Below are 16,477 nucleotides of genomic sequence, written 5' to 3'. Positions count from 1 at the left end.
GTCGGATCGTCAAGGTGATCGCGAAGTCAGCGGGCCGCCGCAGGGACGGGCCACCAGGAACTCCGATGGAAATCGATCGCGATCACGGCCGGAGTCTATCGGGCGGGCCGAGTCGGCGTCTCGTTCTCCGGGCGATGGACCCAAACGGGTTGCCACTCCGCTTAGTCTTGAGCGGTGACCCTGAACGACATCGAATCCTGGCGTACCCTCCCGGCGGCCCAACAGCCCGAGTGGCCGGACAACGAGGCCCTGGGCTCCGCCCTCGCGGACCTCCGCTCCTATCCGCCGCTCGTCTTCGCCGGTGAGTGCGACCAGCTTCGTGGTCGGCTCGCATCGGTGGCGAAGGGCGAAGCCTTCCTGCTCCAGGGCGGTGATTGCGCGGAGACCTTTGCCGGCAACACCGCCGACGCGATCAAGAACAAGCTCAAGACGCTGCTCCAGATGGCCGTCGTGCTGACCTACGCGGCCTCCGTGCCGGTGGTCAAGGTCGGTCGGATGGCCGGGCAGTACTCCAAGCCGCGCTCCAGCGGCATGGAGACGCGCGACGGGGTGACCCTGCCGTCCTACCGGGGCGACGCGGTCAACGAACTGGCCTTCACCGAGGCCGCGCGCACGCCGGACCCCGAGCGGCTCAAGCGCATGTACCACTCGTCCTCCGCGACGCTGAACCTGGTTCGCGCGTTCACCACGGGCGGCTACGCGGACCTGCGCCAGGTGCATGCCTGGAACCAGGACTTCGTCGCGCTGTCGCCCTCGGGCGAGCGCTACGAGCGGCTCGCGGCCGAGATCGACGGCGCGATGCGCTTCATGCACGCGTGCGGGACCGACCCCGAGGAATTCCGCACCGTGGAGTTCTACGCCAGCCACGAGGCGCTGATCCTGGACTACGAGGACGCGCTGACCCGGGTGGACTCGCGCACCGGCGACCTGTACGACGTGTCCGGCCACATGGTGTGGATCGGCGAGCGCACCCGGCAGCTGGACGGCGCGCACGTGGAGTTCGCGTCCCGGATCCGCAACCCGATCGGCGTCAAGCTCGGCCCGACCACCACGCCCGAGGACGCGCTCGCGCTGATCGACAAGCTGGACCCGAACCGCGATCCGGGCCGGTTGACCTTCATCGTGCGCATGGGCGCGGGCAAGGTCCGGGACAACCTCCCGGCGCTGGTGGAGAAGGTGGCCGCGGCCGGCGCCCAGCCGGTGTGGGTGTCCGACCCGATGCACGGCAACACGTTCGAGGCGTCCAGCGGGCACAAGACCCGCCGCTTCGACGACGTTCTGGACGAGGTCAAGGGCTTCTTCGAGGTGCACCGCGCGCTCGGCACCCACCCGGGCGGCATCCACGTCGAGCTCACCGGCGACGACGTCACCGAGTGCGTGGGCGGCGGCGACGAGATCTTCGTCGACGACCTGCACCAGCGCTACGAGACGGCGTGCGACCCGCGGCTCAACCGCAGCCAGTCGCTCGACCTCGCGTTCCTGGTCGCGGAGATGTACCGGAAGAGCTGACCCGGCGTCGGCCCCGATCGCCGAAGGGCGGACCCTGCCCGGGTCCGCCCTTCGGCGCGTCTGGAATGCTGCCGATATGACCTTCACCGACCTGCGCAGCGACACCGTCACCAAGCCCGGCCCCGCGATGCGCGCGGCGATGGCGAACGCCGAGGTCGGCGACGACGTGTACGCCGAGGATCCGACCGTGCGGGCGCTGGAGGAGTACGTCGCCGACCTGTTCGGGCACTCGTTCGCGCTGTTCACGCCGACCGGGGTGATGGCCAATCAACTCGCCGTGCGGCTGTCCGTGCCGGCGGGTGGTGAGCTGGTCCTGGACGCCGACGCGCACATCGTCGCGCACGAGGACGCCGCGGCGGCCTGGCACGGCGGCATCCAGACCCGGACCACGCTCAGCCCGCGCGGCCTGCTGGAGGTCGCCGACCTGGCCCGGCTGATCCGGGCGGACAACCCGTACACCGTGGGCACGCGGATGGTGGCGGTCGAGCAGACGCACAACCGGGGCGGCGGCTCGGTCTACCCGCTGAAGCAGCTCACCGCGATTCGCGACCTGGTGCACGGGCACGACCTGCCGCTGCACTGCGACGGCGCGCGGATCTGGAACGCGCACGTGGCCACCGGTACGCCGCTGCGGGCCTACGGCGCGCTGTTCGACACGCTCGGCGTGTGTCTGTCCAAGGGCCTGGGGGCACCGGCCGGCTCGGTGGTGCTGCTGCCCGCCGAGTACGAGGCCGAGGCGCGCCGGATGCGGCACCGGATGGGCGGCGGGCTGCGCCAGGCGGGCATCCTGGCGGCGGGCGGGCTGTACGCGCTGGAGCACCACGTCGAACGGCTGGCCGAGGACCACGAGCACGCGCGGAAGTTGGCCGACCTGCTGCGCGACGCGGGCTTCGCGGTGGTCGACCCGGAGACCAACATCGTGCTGGTCGAGCTGGGCGAGGGGCAGCCGGACGCGGCCACGGTGGTGGAGCGCTGCCGGGCGGAGGGGGTGCTGGTGTCGGCCTTCGGGCCTCGGCTGATCCGGCTGGTCACCCACATGGATGTGGACGCGGCCGGGTGCGTGCGCGCGGCGACGGCGATCGCGCAGGCGGCGAAGGGCTGAGGGAAGGGCCGAGCGAGGGGCCGATCGCGCGGCGGAGGTCGATCGGCGATCGGTCGGCGCTGGGCTCGGTCTCGAAGCTCAGGCGGCGCTGTGCCGGCGCAGCGGGATCACGTTGTCCGGCACGGCCGAGGCCGCGACGGCGGCGGTGACCGCGGGCATCGGCAGGGCGACCGGCTCGGCGGCGGCAGGGGTGCCGGCGCACGCGGTCGCGCAGGTCTCGGTCTCGGCGCACGACTCGCGACGCCGGCGGCGCGACTCGTCGCGCGGCAACATCGCGGTGATGCTCTTGACGCAGCGCCCGCAGTCGGTGCCGGCGCCGCCGCAGGACTGGGCTATCTCACGCATCGTGCGGGCGCCATCGGCTATCCGGTCGTTCACCTGTTTGTCGGTGACACCGAAACACATGCAGACGTACACGGAGATTTCCCCCCAGCGGCGAGGCTACTTAGGTAAGGGTAACCTCAGCGCTCGCCGGGGGGAATACCGGGTGATCGGTGACACAATCCGGTCGGTTGTCCGGGCCCGGGCCGCGGTGTCCGCAGCGTCCCGCCGTGTCCGTCCCGGGGGGTGCCCCGAGTCGCCCGGTCAGCTCTCGTTCGGCTGCTTGAGCAGGCCCGCGATGTAGAGCTGCTCGCCGACCTCGGAGAGCAGGCCGAGCTGCGTCTCCAGGTAGTCGACGTGCTCTTCCTCGTCGGCCAGGATCTCCTCGAAGATGTTGGCCGACGTCACGTCGCCCTTCTCGCGCATCAACGGGATGCCGCGCCGCAGCCGCTCGACGGCCTCCATCTCGACCGCCAGGTCGGCGCGGAACATCTCCTCCAGGTTCTGGCCGATCCGCAGCGCGTTCAGTCGCTGGTAGTTCGGCAGGCCCTCCAGCATCAGGATGCGGTCGGTCAGCCGCTCCGCGTGCTTCATCTCGTCGATGGATTCGTGGCGGGTCCAGGCCGCGAGCTTGATGTAGCCGCGGTGCTCCTGCATCTTCGCGTGCAGGAAGTACTGGTTGATCGCGGTGAGCTCCGCCGTGAGCTGTTCGTTCAGGAGCTCGATGATCTGCGGGTCACTGTGCATCGCGACGCACCTTCCGATGTGGGTGGGACACAGGGGAACTCCGAGCGCGCATGAGGCAGGAGTTTTCCCACGAATCCTGTCACTTTTGGTAGCGCTTCCGCCACGAAGGGCAGCCTTGCCTTGCAATGTCGAACATGTCCCGTCCCGCCGCCGACCTTCTCGCTCGGCGGCACGGGGAACACGCACGGTGACCGCCGGCGGTCGTGGGCGCGACAGGGGCGGTCGTGAGTCGGCCGGAGCGTCTGGGACCATGTGAGGTATGGGGCATACGGAAGCGGCACAAGGTGGGACCGAGGCTCCGGACCGCGATCCGCGACTTCCGCCGGGCCAGCGCATCCAGCGCGGATGGCCCGTGCTGCACTATGGACCGGTCCCGCGGTTCAAGCCCGAGATATGGGACTTTCGCGTCTTCGGCGCGACCGCCTCGGGGGACAAGCACTGCTGGAACTACGACGAGTTCTCGGCGCTGCCGCACGACACCGTGATCGCCGACTTCCACTGCGTGACCAAGTTCAGCATGCTCGGCAACGAGTGGAGCGGGCTGACCATAGCCAAGCTGCTGGAGATCGCCCCGCCCGCCCCCGAGGTCACCCACGCGATGGTGTGGGCGGAGTACGGCTTCAGTTCGAACCTGCGGATGTTCGACTTCACGAACGATCAGACCATCCTGGCCACCCACCACAACGGCGAGCCGCTGACCGCCGAGCACGGTTTCCCGGTCCGCTTGATCGTGCCGCACCTGTACGCCTGGAAGGGCCCCAAATGGGTGCGCGGGATCGAGTACATGGTGGCCGACAAGCGCGGCTTCTGGGAGGAGCGGGGCTACCACAACATCGGTGACCCGTGGCAGGAGCAGCGCTACTCGTACCAGGAGGAGAGCGGCGAGGGGCCGGCGCTGACCTGAGCCGCCGCCCCGGACACCCCGCCCCGGCACGTACGAAGGCCCCACCCGAGCGAATCGGAGTGGGGCCTTCGCAGGTGCCGCGCCGGAGTGGAACCCCGTGCCTAGAAGTTCGAGATGAACACCTCGCTGTTGCGCTTGACCATCGAGCCCGCCGGCGGGTCCTGCTTGCCGACGTTGGCCGGGATCAGCGGGATCATCCGGTTGTTCACCCGCAGTCCGGCGGCCTGCAGCGCGCGGCCCGCGTCGTCCGGGTTCATCCCGGTCACCGGCGGGACCTGGACCAGGTCCGGGCCCTTGGACAGCACCACGGTGATCTTGGTGCCGAAGGGCACGGTCGTGTTGGTGCCCGGAGTGGACGACATGATCCGGCCGGGCGGCACGGTGTCCGAGAACTGCGGGGTGGGATCCGCCTCGACGGTCACCCCGGTCGTGGGCAGGAACCTGGCCTTGGCCTCGTTGATCTCCAGCCCGGTCAGGTCCGGTACCACGGTGTCCGGGCCTCGGCTGACCACGAGGGAGACCACGCTGTCCCGCTGGAGCTGCTCGCCGACGGCGGGTTGGCTGCTCACCACGGTGCCGGGCGGCTTGGGGCTCGCCACCCGCGTCTCCGTGCCCGGTTTCAACGCCGCGTCGGACAGCGCCTTCTTGGCGTCCTCCAGCTTGAGGTTCACCAGCGCGGGCACCACGTGCCGCTCGGGACCCTTGGACAGTTTGACCTTCACCGTCGAGCCGCTGAGCACGTTCTTGCCGGGAGCCGGGTCGGTGGACATGACCGAGCCCTTGGCGATCGTCTCGCTGAACTCTCCGTCACCGACGTAGGAGACCTTGAGGTCGGCCGCCTTGAGCCGCTTCTCCGCCTCGGCCTGGGTCATGTTCAGCACGCCGGGCACGTCGGAGTAGCGACCCGAGCCGTACCACCACGCGCCGCCACCGATCGCGGCGGCGACCAGCAGCACGATGGCGAGCACGATCATCCCGCGCGAGGGCCCGCGTCGGCGCCGCCGGCCGGGCAGCCCGGGCTGCTGCGGATAGCCACCGCCGGTGGAGCCCGCCGGGGGGGCCTCGGCGGCCGGCGCGTACTCGTGGTGCTCCGCCGGATAGGCGTCCTGGTACGCCCCGCCGCCGTAGCGCGCCTGTTCGTCCTCGGTCGAGTCCACGCTCAGCCCCAGCGGCGCCAGGTGCGGCGGCAGCAGGACCTCGCCGGCCCGGAACACGCTCGTGGCGTTGTCGTGGATCGGCTCGGGCGGCGGCGGCAGTCGCAGCGCCGCGCCGAAGTCCAGCTCCGCGTCCGGCATCGCGTGCCGGGTCCGGCGGACCAGGGTGAGCAGCGTCTCGGCGTCGTTCGGCCGGTGTTCCGGGTCGCGCACGGTGGCCGCGCGCACCAGCGTGTCCAGCGAGTGCGACAGACCCGGCACCGCGAGCGAGGGCGGCGGCACGTCCGCGTGCACGTGCTTGTAGATCACCTCGACCGCGGTCGCACCGTGATGCGGCTGCCGGCCGGTGAGCATCTCGTAGAGCACCACGCCCGCCGCGTACACGTCCGAGCGTGGCGTGGACTCGCCGCGCTCGACCTGTTCGGGGGCGAGGTAGGCGACCGTGCCGACCAGGACCTTGCCGGTCGCGGCGGTGGCGGTCGTGGTGGTCGCGCGGGCGAGACCGAAGTCGCCGAGCTTGATCCCGCCGTCGTCGGAGATCAGCACGTTCTCCGGCTTGACGTCACGGTGCACGAAGCCCGCCCGGTGCGCGGCGGAGAGCGCGGCCAGCATCGGCTCCAACACCCCGAACGCCTCGCGCGGGGTCATGTTGCCCAGGTCCTGGAGCAGCTCGCGCAGCGTGCGGCCCTCGACGTACTCCATCGCCAGGTACGCGACGGAGCCGTCGGTGCCCTGGTCGAAGACGTTGACCACGTTGGGATGCGACAACCGCGCCGCGGCCTTCGCCTCCAGGATGAAGCGGCGGGTGAACTCGGGATCCTGGGCGAGCCCGGCATGCATCACCTTGAGGGCGACGGTGCGGTCGAGTCGGGTGTCGAGAGCCCGGTACACCGTGGCCATGCCACCCGCGGCAACTCGGGCATCGACCCGGTATCGACCGTCGAGCAGCCGCCCGACGAGCGGATCGTTCAAGGTCGTGTCCATGTTCTGGAGTGTAGGGTCCACTGCTTTGTGGACGCCGACGGTCTTCCCCACGGTTCCCCGCCGGCCGGCCTGTGTGCGGCTCAGAAGGCGGGGTGCTCGGGGCCGGCCTCCAGCATGCCGGCCATCGGTGACGACGCGTGCGCGTGGTGGCGCATCGGGATCCGCCCGGCGCGGTAGGCCAGCCGCCCGCCGTCCACCGCGTGCCGCATCGCCTCGGCCATCAACCGCGGCGACTGCGCGCGGGTGACCGCCGTCGCCAGCATCACCGCATCGCAGCCCAGCTCCATCGCCAGCGCCGCGTCGGAGGCGGTGCCCAGACCCGCGTCCAGCACCACCGGGACCTCGGCCTGCTCGGTGATCAGCCGGATGTTGTGCGGGTTGCGGATGCCCAGGCCCGACCCGATCGGCGAACCGAGCGGCATCACCGCCGCGCAGCCCACCTGTTCGAGTCGGCGGGCGAGCACCGGGTCGTCGTTGGTGTAGGCCAGCACCCGGAAACCGTCGTCGACCAGCCGTTCGGCGGCGTCCACGAGCTCGACCCCGTCGGGCAACAACGTGCGTTCGTCGGCCACCACTTCGAGCTTGATCCAGTCGGTTTCCAGCGCCTCGCGGGCCAACCGTGCGGTCAGCATCGCCTCGCCCGACGTGAAGCACCCGGCGGTGTTCGGCAACACCCGGATGCCCAATCGGCGCAGCACGTCCAGCACCGAGCCCGCGGTCCCCGGGTCCACCCGGCGCATCGCCACCGTGGTGATCTCGGTGCCCGACGCGATCAGCGCCTGCTCCAGGATCTCCAGGCTCGGCGCGCCGCCGGTCCCGGTGATCAGCCGCGAGGTGAAGGACTCGCCGGCGATCACCAACTTGTCGTCGGCCATGCCCTCAACCTCCCTGGACGGCGGTCAGCACCTCGACGCGGCTGCCCGCGTCGAGCACGGTCTCGGCCCACGCCCCGCGCGGCACCACCGACTCGTCCACCGCGACCGCGACGCCCTTGGCGGCGGTGGTCAGCGTGGCCACCAGTTCGGCGACGGTGGTACCGGTCGCGACCCGGCGCCGGTCGCCGTTGACGGAGACCTCGATGTCGTTCATGCCATCACCTTTCGGGCGGCGGTCGCGAACCGATCGGGCCCGAAGGGCGCGACGAGTTCGGGGGTGGTGCCCTGCGCGAGGACCTCGGCGACGGCGTCGGCGGTGATCGGGGTGAGCAGGATGCCGTGCCGGTAGTGGCCGGTCGCCACCACCAGGCCGGGCAGCGCCGAGCGACCCAGGATCGGCGCGTTGTCCGGGCTGCCGGGGCGCAGCCCGGCGAGCGTCTCCACCAGGGGCAGTTCGGTGATGCCGGGGACGAGTTCGTGGGCGTCGCGCAGGAGTTCGTACACGCCGCCCGCGGTCACCTCGGTGTCGTGGCCGAGTTCGTGTTCGGTCGCGCCGATCACCAGTTCGCCGTCCGCCCGCGGGACCAGGTACATGCTGCCGCCCTTGACCACGCCCCGGACGTTGCGGGACAGCAGCGGAAGCAGCGCCGGCGGCACCTTCAGCCGCAGGATCTCGCCCTTGACCGGCCGCACCGGCGGGACCACCTCGGGCGGCAGGCCCGGGATCAGCGCCGAGCGGCAGCCCGCCGCGAGCAACACCTGATCGGCGATCAGGTCGCGTCCGCCCGCCGTTCGCACGCCGTACGCGCGCTCGGCGGCGACCAGGACGCGTTCGACGCTCTCGCGCACGAAGACGACGCCGGCCCGCGCGCAGGCCGCGAGCAGCGCCGCGACCAGTCGGCGGTTGTCGATCTGGTGGTCGTCCTCGACGTGCAGGCCGCCGGTGATCGCGGGGGACAACATCGGTTCGAGCCGACGGCACTCGCGGCTGGTCAGCCAGGACGACTGCAGGCCCAGCCGCTGCTGGTAGGCGTGCAGGTCCTTGAGCACGGCCCGGTCGTCCGCGTCCAGGGCGACCGCGATCGTGCCGCAGGCGCGGTAGCCCGAGGGCAGGTCCGCGGCCTCGGCCAGTTCGGCGGCGAACTCGGGGTAGCGCCGGGCCGATTCGATGCTCAGCCGGAGCAGGCTCTCCTCGCCGTACTGGAGTTCGGAGACGGGGGTGAGCATGCCGGCCGCGGCGTGCGAGGCTCCCCTGCCCGGGGCCGGGTCGACGACGGTGACGGCGAGGCCGTACCGGGTGCGCGCACGCCACGCGACGGACAGTCCGACGACGCCCGCGCCGACCACGACGACGTCGGTGGGGTGCTCGGACATGGTGGGGCTCGACATGGTGAGGGGAACTCCCTTCGCCGGTATGACCCGGATCAGGTTCGGACGGTCGGGGGCTCGCAGCCCCCCTCTCAGCCCGGTCTCACCGGGCTCCCGTGACCTCTCCACACTACGACACCGGTTTCGGGTGCCCGGGAGCGCCCGAGTGTGCGCCGACGATGTCCTTGACTGAGTCAAGACCCTGCTCGTCGGCGGTGCCGGCCCGCGTCATAGGGTGCCCTGCATGGACAACGTGCTCGTCGTGGGTGCCGGCATGGCCGGCCTGCAAACCGTGGTGGCGCTGCGGGACCAGGGGTACACCGGTCGCGTCACCCTGCTCGGGGCCGAGGCGCACGCGCCGTACGACCGCCCGCCGCTGTCGAAGGAGGTGCTCGGCGGCAAGACCGACGACACGTCCTTCGAGGCGGACTGGGCCGCGCTGGAGACCGACGTGCTGTTCGGCCGGACCGCGACCGGACTGCGCCCGGGCGCGGTGGACACCGACGCCGGGCCGATCGCCTTCGACCGCCTGGTGATCGCGACCGGCTCGCGGGTGCTGAACCTGCCGGGCGCGGCCGAGGTCCCCGGCGTGCACGTGCTGCGCACCATCGACGACGCCCGCGCACTGCGCGCCGCACTCGTGCCCGGCGCCCACGTGGTGATCGTCGGCGCGGGCTGGATCGGCGCCGAGGTGGCCACCGCCGCGGCCGCCGCCGGTTGCCCGACCACCGTGGTCGAGGCCCTGCACACCCCGCTCGCCGGGCCCTTCCCGGACGCCATCGGCGAGCGGATCGTGCCGTGGTACGCCGAGGCGGGCGTGGAACTGCTGCTGGACGCGAGGGTGGACCGCCTGGAGGCGGGCGCGGTGCACCTGACCGACGGCCGCCGACTGCGCGCCGACGCGATCGTGGTCGGCATCGGGGTGCGCCCGGCCACCGAGTGGCTGGCCGACTCCGGCGTGGTCCGCAACGAGCGCGGCTTCGTCGAGGTGGACGACCACCTGGCCACCTCGATGCCCGGGGTGTACGCCGTCGGCGACTGCGTGGACTTCCCCTCCGCCCGGTACGACACCCGGATGAACGTCGAACACTGGGACAACGCGCTCCAGGCGCCGCGCGTGCTGGTGACCAACCTGCTCGGCGGCGACCAGGCGTACGACCCGGTCCCCTACTTCTGGTCCGACCAGTTCGGCCGCATGGTCCAGTACGTCGGCCGGCACGGCGCGAGCGACGAACTGGTCTTCCGGGGCGCGGACGAGGACGGCAAGTGGACCGCGGGCTGGTTCGCCGGCGACCGGCTGGTGGCGCTGCTCGCCGTCGCCCGACCGCGCGACCTGGCCCAGGGCCGCAAGCTCGTGCAACTGGGCACCCCGGTGGACCGGGAGCGGTTCGCCGACCCGGAGAACCCGCTCAAGTCGGTCGCGCTGTGACGGCCCGGCGCCCGGCCGACCGCCGGGCGCCGGCGGTCGGGACCGGGTGCGGAACCTAAACTGGCCGGGTGAGCGAGATCGACGCCAAAACAGAAGCCCTCGTCCCCGCCTGGGTGACACTCCCCGACATCGCCGAGATCCTCGGCGTGGACATCCTGAAGGTCCGCCAGCAGCTCAAGGAGCGCAAGTTCCTGGCCGTGCGCCGCGGCGAGCACCGGGCCCTCCAGGTGCCCGCCGACTTCTTCCAGGACGGCAACATCGTCAAGGGCCTGGTCGGCACGCTGACCCTGCTCGCGGACTCGGGCTTCTCCGACGAGGAGGCGCTGGAGTGGCTGTTCACTCCGGACGACACGCTCCCGGGCACGCCGGTGCAGGCGCTGCAGGAGAACCGGATGACCGAGGTGCGTCGCCGCGCCCAGGCCCTGGCGATCTGAGGCCGCGCGGATGACGAGCCGTCAGGAACGGTTGGCCGCCGCCCGTCTGTACCTGTGCACCGACGCCCGGGAGCGCCAGGGCGACCTGCCCGCGTTCCTGGACGCGGTGCTGGGCGCGGGCGTGGACATCGTGCAGTTGCGGCAGAAGGGCCTGGAGGCCCGCCTCGAACTCGCCTACCTGGAGGTGTTCGCGGACGCCTGCCGCCGGCACGGCACGCTGCTCGCGGTCAACGACCGCGCGGACGTCGCGCACACGATCGGCCCCGACGTGCTGCACCTGGGCCAGGACGACCTGCCGGTCCCGGCGGCGCGCGCGATCATCGGCGGCGACGTGCTGATCGGCCGCTCCACGCACGCCGAGGCCGAGGTGGACGCGGCGATCGTCGAACCGGGGGTGGACTACTTCTGCACCGGACCGGTCTGGCCGACCCCGACCAAGCCGGGCCGACCCGCACCGGGGCTGGACCTGGTCCGGTACACCGCCGCGCTGCGCCCGACCCGGCCGTGGTTCGCGATCGGCGGCATCGACCTCGGCAACCTCGACGAGGTGCTGGCCGCGGGCGCGGAGCGGGTGGTGGTCGTGCGCGCGATCACCGAGGCCGCGGACCCGGCCGAGGCGACGGCGGAATTCGTCCGGCGACTCGCCGCACGCTGAACCGGTCGCCGGCGATCGGCCGGAAACCGGGCGTGGGGTCCGGCGCGACCGCGGCGCCGCGCGCCGGCCGCGGCGGGCCGGCCGAGGTCTCGGCAGGTGCCGATCGTGGTCGGAGCGTCCCGTGCGGGCCGGTCGGGCACGTCGGTCGGGGGCACGGTCGTCGACGACCGTGTTCAAGCGGCCGGCCACGATCCGCCGGGTCGACGCGGCGGGTGTCGCCGCCGTGGGCCGATCGGGTGGTTGGCCTCGCGAATGGCGCTTTACGGCCGAACCGGGCGGAGCGAGCGGCCAGACTGCCGAGATGGACACGCCCGACGTTCGCCTCCGTCCGGGGTCCGCAGAGGATGCCCGCGACCACGACCTGCCGCACTCCGCGACGGAGCCGCTGATCCCCGGCCCCCGGTTCGCCGCCGCCGAACGCCCGATGCCTCGACCCGGGCGTACGAGCCCGACGCCGGACGGCGGCGGTGCGCTGCTGTTCCCGCTGCTCGTGCTCGCCGCGATGATCGGCGGGATCTACCTGGTCGGCCGCAATCCGCCCCAGGCGCTGCCGCACGCCGACCCGACGCACGGCCCTCGTCCCGCCCCGGGCCGGGTGGCCGAGTCGGAGCGTCCCCGGTTCGTGCCGGCCGCACCGTTCACCATCACCGAGCCGCGGGCCGCCCGACTAGACGCTGCGCACGGTGGCGGCGTCGGCCAACTCGCGCAGCACTTCGCGCGCGTCCTCGGCGATCGGCGCGACGGCCAGGGCCGCGAGGGCCCGCTCGGTCAGCTCGGTGATCATCGTCTCGACGTCGGCGAGCGCGCCGGTGTCCTCGATCACCACGCGCAGTTCCTTGACGCCGATGTCGCTCAGTCCGGGATCCCCGAGCAGCGTGTCCAGCACCTCGGCCTGGACGCGCGAGGCCCGCTCGCCGGCGAGCGCGAGCAGTACGGTGCGCTTGCCCTCCCGCAGGTCGTCCCCGGCCGGCTTGCCGGTCCGTTCGGGATCGCCGAAGACCCCGAGCACGTCGTCACGCAGCTGGAACGCCTCACCGAGCGGCAGCCCGTAGGCGGAGTAGGCGGCCAGCGCGGCCTCGTCGGCGCCGGCCAGCGCGGCACCCACGTGCAGGGGGCGCTCGATCGTGTACTTGGCGGACTTGAACCGCATCACGCGCCGTGAGCGCTCGACCGAGCCGCCGCCCATCGCCTGTTCCAGCACGTCGAGGTACTGGCCCGCCATCACCTCGGTGCGCATCACGTCGAACAACGGCTTGGCCGCCCGCAGCGCCCGGTCGTCCACCCCGCTCGCGCCGAACATCTCGTCACACCAGGACAGACACAGGTCGCCGAGCAGGATCGCCGCCGCGGAGCCGAACGACTCGCCCGAACCGACCCAGCCGTTCGCCCCGTGCAGGCCCTCGAACCGCCGGTGCACGGCGGGCTTGCCGCGCCGGGTGTCGCTGCTGTCCATCAGGTCGTCGTGGATCAGGGCGCTGGCCTGGAGCAGCTCCAGCGCGGTGGCCGCCCGTACGATCGCCTCGTCCGGTGCCGCCGGACCCGCGATGCCACGCCATCCCCAGTAGCAGAAGCCCGGCCGCAGCCGCTTGCCGCCGTCGAGCACGAAGTCGTTCAGTGCCTCGGTGACCGGGACCATGCCCTCGCCCACCTCGGCGAGCACCTCGGCCTGACGGTCCATGAACTCGCCGAGCGCGGCATTGATGCGCTGCCGCAGGCCGTCCCGGTCCAGGGGGTGTACGGGGAAGGAATCGGCAGCCATGGAGTCTTCCGTCGAGGGCGATGAAACGATGAGGAAATACGGGGAAGCCTAACTTGCGGCCCGCGCGGCCATCCCGAGCAGCCCGGCCGTCTCGCCCTGTGGGAAATCGTTCTCGCGGGCGCGACCGCCCGATAGCCTGCCTGCATGTCTCTCGGTGCCGCATCCACTCGCATCAGTCGAACCCCGGCCATTCGCGATCTGCTCGCGAACGGCAGCCGGTCGTTCTCGTTCGAGTTCATGCCACCCCGGACGGAGCAGGGCACCCGCACGCTGTGGGACGCCATCCGTCGGGTCGAGGCGCTGGCGCCGACCTTCGTCTCGGTCACCTACGGCGCGGGCGGCTCCAGCCGGGGCATGACCGTGGACACCACCGAGCGGATCGCCACCGAGACCACGCTCACCCCGGTGGGGCACCTCACTGCGGTCGGGCACTCGCGCGCCGAGCTGCGCAACATCATCGGGCAGTACGCCGACGCCGGCGTGCGCAACGTGCTCGCGCTGCGCGGTGACCCGCCGGGTGATGTGAAGGGCGAGTGGGTCGCCCACCCGGACGGCTTCACGTACGCGGTCGAGCTGGTCGAACTGCTGCGCGCGTCCGGCGACTTCTGCGTCGGCGTCGCCGCGTTCCCGGAGATGCACCCGCGCTCGACCGGCTGGGACGAGGACATCCGGCACTTCGTGGCCAAGTGCCGCGCGGGTGCCGACTACGCGATCACCCAGATGTTCTTCCGGGTCGAGGACTACCTGCGGCTGCGCGACCGGGTCGCGGCGGCCGGGTGCGACATCCCGATCATCCCCGAGGTGATGCCGGTCACCAGCCCGACCACGCTGGTGCGGGCGGACGAGCTGAGCGGCTGCTCGGTACCGGCCGACCTGGCGGCGGCGGTCGAGGCGGCCGGTGACGACCGGGCGGCGGTGCGCGCGATCGGGGTGGAGTTCGCGACCCGGATGTCCGAGCGGCTGCTTGCCGAGGGGGCGCCTGGGCTGCACTTCATCACCCTCAACCGGTCCACGGCGACCACCGAGATCTACCAGAACCTCGGACTGCACGAACGATCGGGCGACGGCTCGGGCGCGGCCGCGGGCGAGGGATTGGGTCAAGCCGGCTGATCCGGCACACCCCCCGACGACCGGTTCACCCTCTAGGGTGAGGCAACGCGCCGGTAACGAAGGGATCGACCCGTGCAGATCGGCCTGGTGGTGCTCTACATCCTGTTCGTGCCGATCGGGCTGTGGTTGCTGACCGAGGCGCTGTGGCAGCACGGCGCGCCGTTTCGCTACCGCGTGCTCGCCTTCGTCGGCTTCGTCGGCGTGGCCGTGGGCGTGGGCATCAAGAACCCGGTGCTGGTCGGCATCGGCGTGTTCTGCTTCGCGGTCGGCCAGTTCCTGACCACGCGCTACGTGCGCAAGGGCTTCCACCACGGCTGGACGGTCAGCGGCCGTCGCCCGAAGGGCCGCCGGGCCAAGGCCCGCTGAGGACGCCCCGGATCGGACCCGGGCCGCCGAGCGGTCCTTCGGCCGTTCCTCCGGCGCGGCCCCGGCAAGATCCGCCGGACACGCCCTACGCGCGCCCGATCAGCTCCGCCACCAGTGCCGCGGACATGCCGACCCGGGTCAGGCCGCCGCCCGGGTGGGCGCTCGCGCCGACCGAGAACAGGCCCGGTACGGCCGACCGGTTCGGCACCCGGCGCGGCGCGTTGCGCGGACCGTCGGCACCCGCGCCCGGCACCGCGCCGCCCGGGGCACCGGTCTGCCCGGCCAGGTCGGCGGGGGTGCGCAGGATCGACCACAGCACCCGCTCGCGCACGTCCAGGCCGCGGCGGGTCAGCAGGTCGAGCACGGTCGCCGAGTAGCCGTCCCGGACGGCGGCCGAGTCCCAGTCCACCGGGCCCTGTCGGGGCACGCGCAGCTGTACCGTCCACGCGCTGTGCCCCTCGGGGGCCGACGCCTCGTCGTCGGGAGCCAGTACGCACAGCGTGGGATCGCTCGGCGGGGTCGCGCGGTCGGCGAACAGCGCGTCCGGCTCGCGCCCGGGGTCGTCCGCGAACAGGTAGGTGCGGTGCGGCGTCCCGGGGGTGCGACCGCGCAGCGCGAGATGCAGTTCGAGCGTCGCCGAGGAGGCCGGCACCCGACCCGCCCCGGGAGCCTTCGGGCCCGGGCCCGGCAGCAGCCCGGCGGTCCCGGGATCGACCGGCAGGTCGGTGATCACGATGTCGGCATCGAGTCGGCCGCCGTCGGCGAGCAGCACCCCGGACACCCGGCCGCCCGCGCGTTCGATCGTGCTCACCTCGGTGTCGGTGCGCACCTTCACCTTCCGCTGCACACAGCGGGCGTGCAGCGCCTCGGTCATCCGGTGCAGGCCACCGCGTACCCACCACACCCCGAAGGTCTCCTCCAGGTACGGCAGTGTGGCCAGCGTCGCGGGCGCCTTGCCGGGGTGACAGCCGGCCTCGACGGCGAAGCGTTCGAGGTGGGCGCGCAGCCGGGGGTCGCTCAGGTGGGCCCGGCCGAGCGAGCGCAGCGAGCGCCAGGGCGCGGTGGTACGCAGGTCGGCCCGACCGCCCGCACTGCGCAGCCGTTCGGCCCGCCCGGCCGGGTCGGCCAGGAGCGGTGCCTCGAAGAAGGTCTTGCGGGTGATGCCCCACATCTCGCCTGCCCGGTGCAGCAGTCGCTGCCAGTCGTCGCCCGCCCCGGGCCCGAAGCCGGACTCGAACGCGTCGTGCGTCCCGGACCGGGACGCGTTGGGGATGTCGACGACGGTGCGCGGCCCGCCCGCGGCGGCGAAGGACTCCCGGGTGGGAGTGGCGATCGGGACCAGGTCCACGACGTCCTCGATCGCGGCGCCGGTCTTGAGGAACAGGTCGCGGTAGACGGCCGGCAAGGTGAGCAGCCCCGGGCCGGTGGTGAAGGTGAAGCCGTCCCGGACGATCGACCCGGACGCCCCGCCGGTCGAGGAGGACCGTTCGCAGATCGTCACCTCGTGCCGAAGCGTGGCCAGCCGAGCGGCCACCGCCAATCCACCCATACCTGCGCCGACAACCACGATGCGAGCCACGGTGGCACAGCGTATATGCAGGTGAGGGGGATCAGGCCCGCCCCCCGGGCCTGATCCCCCTCACCTTCCCGCGACCGCTCCCCACGGTCCACGGGCCCACCCCCCAGCGGGTCACGATTGATAAGACTCGCGACCCGGGCAGAGGGTTGTACGCGCGAGGAAAATTTCTTTTATCGAATGC

Annotated in this window: 16 protein-coding genes and 1 riboswitch; of the genes, 8 read left to right on the top strand and 8 right to left on the bottom strand. The window is 72.2% G+C overall.

What is annotated here, in order from left to right:
* Positions 1-174 precede the first annotated feature (174 nt).
* Positions 175-1,509 carry a class II 3-deoxy-7-phosphoheptulonate synthase gene (locus ACFZBU_RS08165; RefSeq protein WP_391582661.1) on the top strand — a complete coding sequence of 445 codons (1,335 nt, stop codon included), beginning with the start codon at positions 175-177 and terminating at the stop codon, positions 1,507-1,509.
* Positions 1,510-1,585: 76 nt separating this feature from the next.
* Positions 1,586-2,611, top strand: a complete 1,026-nt coding sequence (locus ACFZBU_RS08160) for a threonine aldolase family protein (protein ID WP_391582660.1) — start codon at positions 1,586-1,588, stop codon at positions 2,609-2,611.
* Positions 2,612-2,689: 78 nt separating this feature from the next.
* On the opposite strand, the gene ACFZBU_RS08155 is transcribed toward ACFZBU_RS08160, so the two are convergent.
* On the bottom strand, positions 2,690-3,016 hold the full coding sequence (locus tag ACFZBU_RS08155) for a bacterioferritin-associated ferredoxin (protein WP_391583070.1): 327 nt from the start codon (positions 3,014-3,016) through the stop codon (positions 2,690-2,692).
* Positions 3,017-3,196: 180 nt separating this feature from the next.
* Positions 3,197-3,679 (bottom strand): bacterioferritin, encoded by a 483-nt coding sequence (bfr, locus tag ACFZBU_RS08150; RefSeq protein WP_126638323.1) that lies wholly within the window; start codon positions 3,677-3,679, stop codon positions 3,197-3,199.
* Positions 3,680-3,938: 259 nt separating this feature from the next.
* Here bfr and ACFZBU_RS08145 point away from each other — a divergent pair, with 259 nt between their 5' ends.
* Entirely contained in the window at positions 3,939-4,583 is a 645-nt protein-coding gene (locus tag ACFZBU_RS08145) for a sulfite oxidase-like oxidoreductase (protein WP_391582659.1), read from the top strand.
* Between the two features lie 101 nt (positions 4,584-4,684).
* On the opposite strand, the gene pknB is transcribed toward ACFZBU_RS08145, so the two are convergent.
* From pknB to thiO, 4 genes are all read right to left on the bottom strand, one after another.
* Complete coding sequence (gene pknB, locus ACFZBU_RS08140) at positions 4,685-6,721, bottom strand: Stk1 family PASTA domain-containing Ser/Thr kinase (protein WP_391582658.1); 2,037 nt, start codon at positions 6,719-6,721, stop codon at positions 4,685-4,687.
* Between the two features lie 80 nt (positions 6,722-6,801).
* Positions 6,802-7,596: a thiazole synthase gene (locus tag ACFZBU_RS08135; RefSeq protein WP_391582657.1), complete on the bottom strand. Its 795-nt coding sequence runs from the start codon at positions 7,594-7,596 to the stop codon at positions 6,802-6,804.
* 4 nt (positions 7,597-7,600) lie between these two features.
* A complete protein-coding gene (gene thiS, locus ACFZBU_RS08130) occupies positions 7,601-7,810 on the bottom strand; it encodes a sulfur carrier protein ThiS (protein WP_391582656.1) in 210 nt (69 codons plus the stop codon).
* Positions 7,807-8,970, bottom strand: coding sequence for a glycine oxidase ThiO (gene thiO, locus ACFZBU_RS08125; protein WP_391583069.1), 1,164 nt, complete (start codon positions 8,968-8,970; stop codon positions 7,807-7,809). The genes thiS and thiO overlap by 4 nt, the downstream gene beginning before the upstream one ends.
* Before the next feature lie 10 nt (positions 8,971-8,980).
* Positions 8,981-9,092, bottom strand: a riboswitch (TPP riboswitch).
* Positions 9,093-9,208: 116 nt separating this feature from the next.
* Here thiO and ACFZBU_RS08120 point away from each other — a divergent pair.
* The 3 genes from ACFZBU_RS08120 (at position 9,209) to thiE (ending at position 11,482) form a co-directional block, all read left to right on the top strand.
* Positions 9,209-10,393 (top strand): NAD(P)/FAD-dependent oxidoreductase, encoded by a 1,185-nt coding sequence (locus tag ACFZBU_RS08120; RefSeq protein ID WP_391582655.1) that lies wholly within the window; start codon positions 9,209-9,211, stop codon positions 10,391-10,393.
* A 68-nt stretch (positions 10,394-10,461) separates the two neighbouring features.
* On the top strand, positions 10,462-10,827 hold the full coding sequence (locus tag ACFZBU_RS08115) for an Rv2175c family DNA-binding protein (RefSeq protein ID WP_391582654.1): 366 nt from the start codon (positions 10,462-10,464) through the stop codon (positions 10,825-10,827).
* A gap of 10 nt (positions 10,828-10,837) precedes the next feature.
* Positions 10,838-11,482 carry a thiamine phosphate synthase gene (gene thiE, locus ACFZBU_RS08110; RefSeq protein WP_391582653.1) on the top strand — a complete coding sequence of 215 codons (645 nt, stop codon included), beginning with the start codon at positions 10,838-10,840 and terminating at the stop codon, positions 11,480-11,482.
* Between the two features lie 667 nt (positions 11,483-12,149).
* On the opposite strand, the gene ACFZBU_RS08105 is transcribed toward thiE, so the two are convergent.
* Positions 12,150-13,241 (bottom strand): polyprenyl synthetase family protein, encoded by a 1,092-nt coding sequence (locus ACFZBU_RS08105; protein WP_391582652.1) that lies wholly within the window; start codon positions 13,239-13,241, stop codon positions 12,150-12,152.
* Between the two features lie 144 nt (positions 13,242-13,385).
* Between ACFZBU_RS08105 and metF the strand changes: the two genes are divergently transcribed.
* Complete coding sequence (gene metF / locus ACFZBU_RS08100) at positions 13,386-14,351, top strand: methylenetetrahydrofolate reductase [NAD(P)H] (protein ID WP_391582651.1); 966 nt, start codon at positions 13,386-13,388, stop codon at positions 14,349-14,351.
* 72 nt (positions 14,352-14,423) lie between these two features.
* The gene (locus tag ACFZBU_RS08095; RefSeq protein WP_391582650.1) at positions 14,424-14,717 is read left to right on the top strand and encodes a hypothetical protein; all 294 of its coding nucleotides are present in this window, start codon (positions 14,424-14,426) and stop codon (positions 14,715-14,717) included.
* Positions 14,718-14,802: 85 nt separating this feature from the next.
* On the opposite strand, the gene ACFZBU_RS08090 is transcribed toward ACFZBU_RS08095, so the two are convergent.
* The gene (locus ACFZBU_RS08090; protein ID WP_391582649.1) at positions 14,803-16,296 is read right to left on the bottom strand and encodes a phytoene desaturase family protein; all 1,494 of its coding nucleotides are present in this window, start codon (positions 16,294-16,296) and stop codon (positions 14,803-14,805) included.
* Between the last annotated feature and the right edge of the window lie 181 nt (positions 16,297-16,477).

Source organism: Embleya sp. NPDC008237 (genome assembly GCF_042956465.1).
Classification (GTDB): domain Bacteria; phylum Actinomycetota; class Actinomycetes; order Streptomycetales; family Streptomycetaceae; genus Embleya.
Note: the sequence above shows the minus strand (reverse complement) of the source record. Positions and strands in the feature narration are given on the sequence as shown.

Coding starts and splice junctions, on each gene's coding strand:
- ACFZBU_RS08145 (WP_391582659.1), top strand. CDS start 3,939: ATGGGGCATACGGAAGCGGCACAAGGTGGGACCGAGGCTCCGGACCGC.
- metF (WP_391582651.1), top strand. CDS start 13,386: ATGTCTCTCGGTGCCGCATCCACTCGCATCAGTCGAACCCCGGCCATT.
- ACFZBU_RS08135 (WP_391582657.1), bottom strand. CDS start 7,596: ATGGCCGACGACAAGTTGGTGATCGCCGGCGAGTCCTTCACCTCGCGG.
- pknB (WP_391582658.1), bottom strand. CDS start 6,721: ATGGACACGACCTTGAACGATCCGCTCGTCGGGCGGCTGCTCGACGGT.
- ACFZBU_RS08105 (WP_391582652.1), bottom strand. CDS start 13,241: ATGGCTGCCGATTCCTTCCCCGTACACCCCCTGGACCGGGACGGCCTG.
- thiO (WP_391583069.1), bottom strand. CDS start 8,970: ATGTCCGAGCACCCCACCGACGTCGTCGTGGTCGGCGCGGGCGTCGTC.
- thiE (WP_391582653.1), top strand. CDS start 10,838: ATGACGAGCCGTCAGGAACGGTTGGCCGCCGCCCGTCTGTACCTGTGC.
- thiS (WP_391582656.1), bottom strand. CDS start 7,810: ATGAACGACATCGAGGTCTCCGTCAACGGCGACCGGCGCCGGGTCGCG.
- ACFZBU_RS08160 (WP_391582660.1), top strand. CDS start 1,586: ATGACCTTCACCGACCTGCGCAGCGACACCGTCACCAAGCCCGGCCCC.
- bfr (WP_126638323.1), bottom strand. CDS start 3,679: ATGCACAGTGACCCGCAGATCATCGAGCTCCTGAACGAACAGCTCACG.
- ACFZBU_RS08120 (WP_391582655.1), top strand. CDS start 9,209: ATGGACAACGTGCTCGTCGTGGGTGCCGGCATGGCCGGCCTGCAAACC.
- ACFZBU_RS08155 (WP_391583070.1), bottom strand. CDS start 3,016: ATGTGTTTCGGTGTCACCGACAAACAGGTGAACGACCGGATAGCCGAT.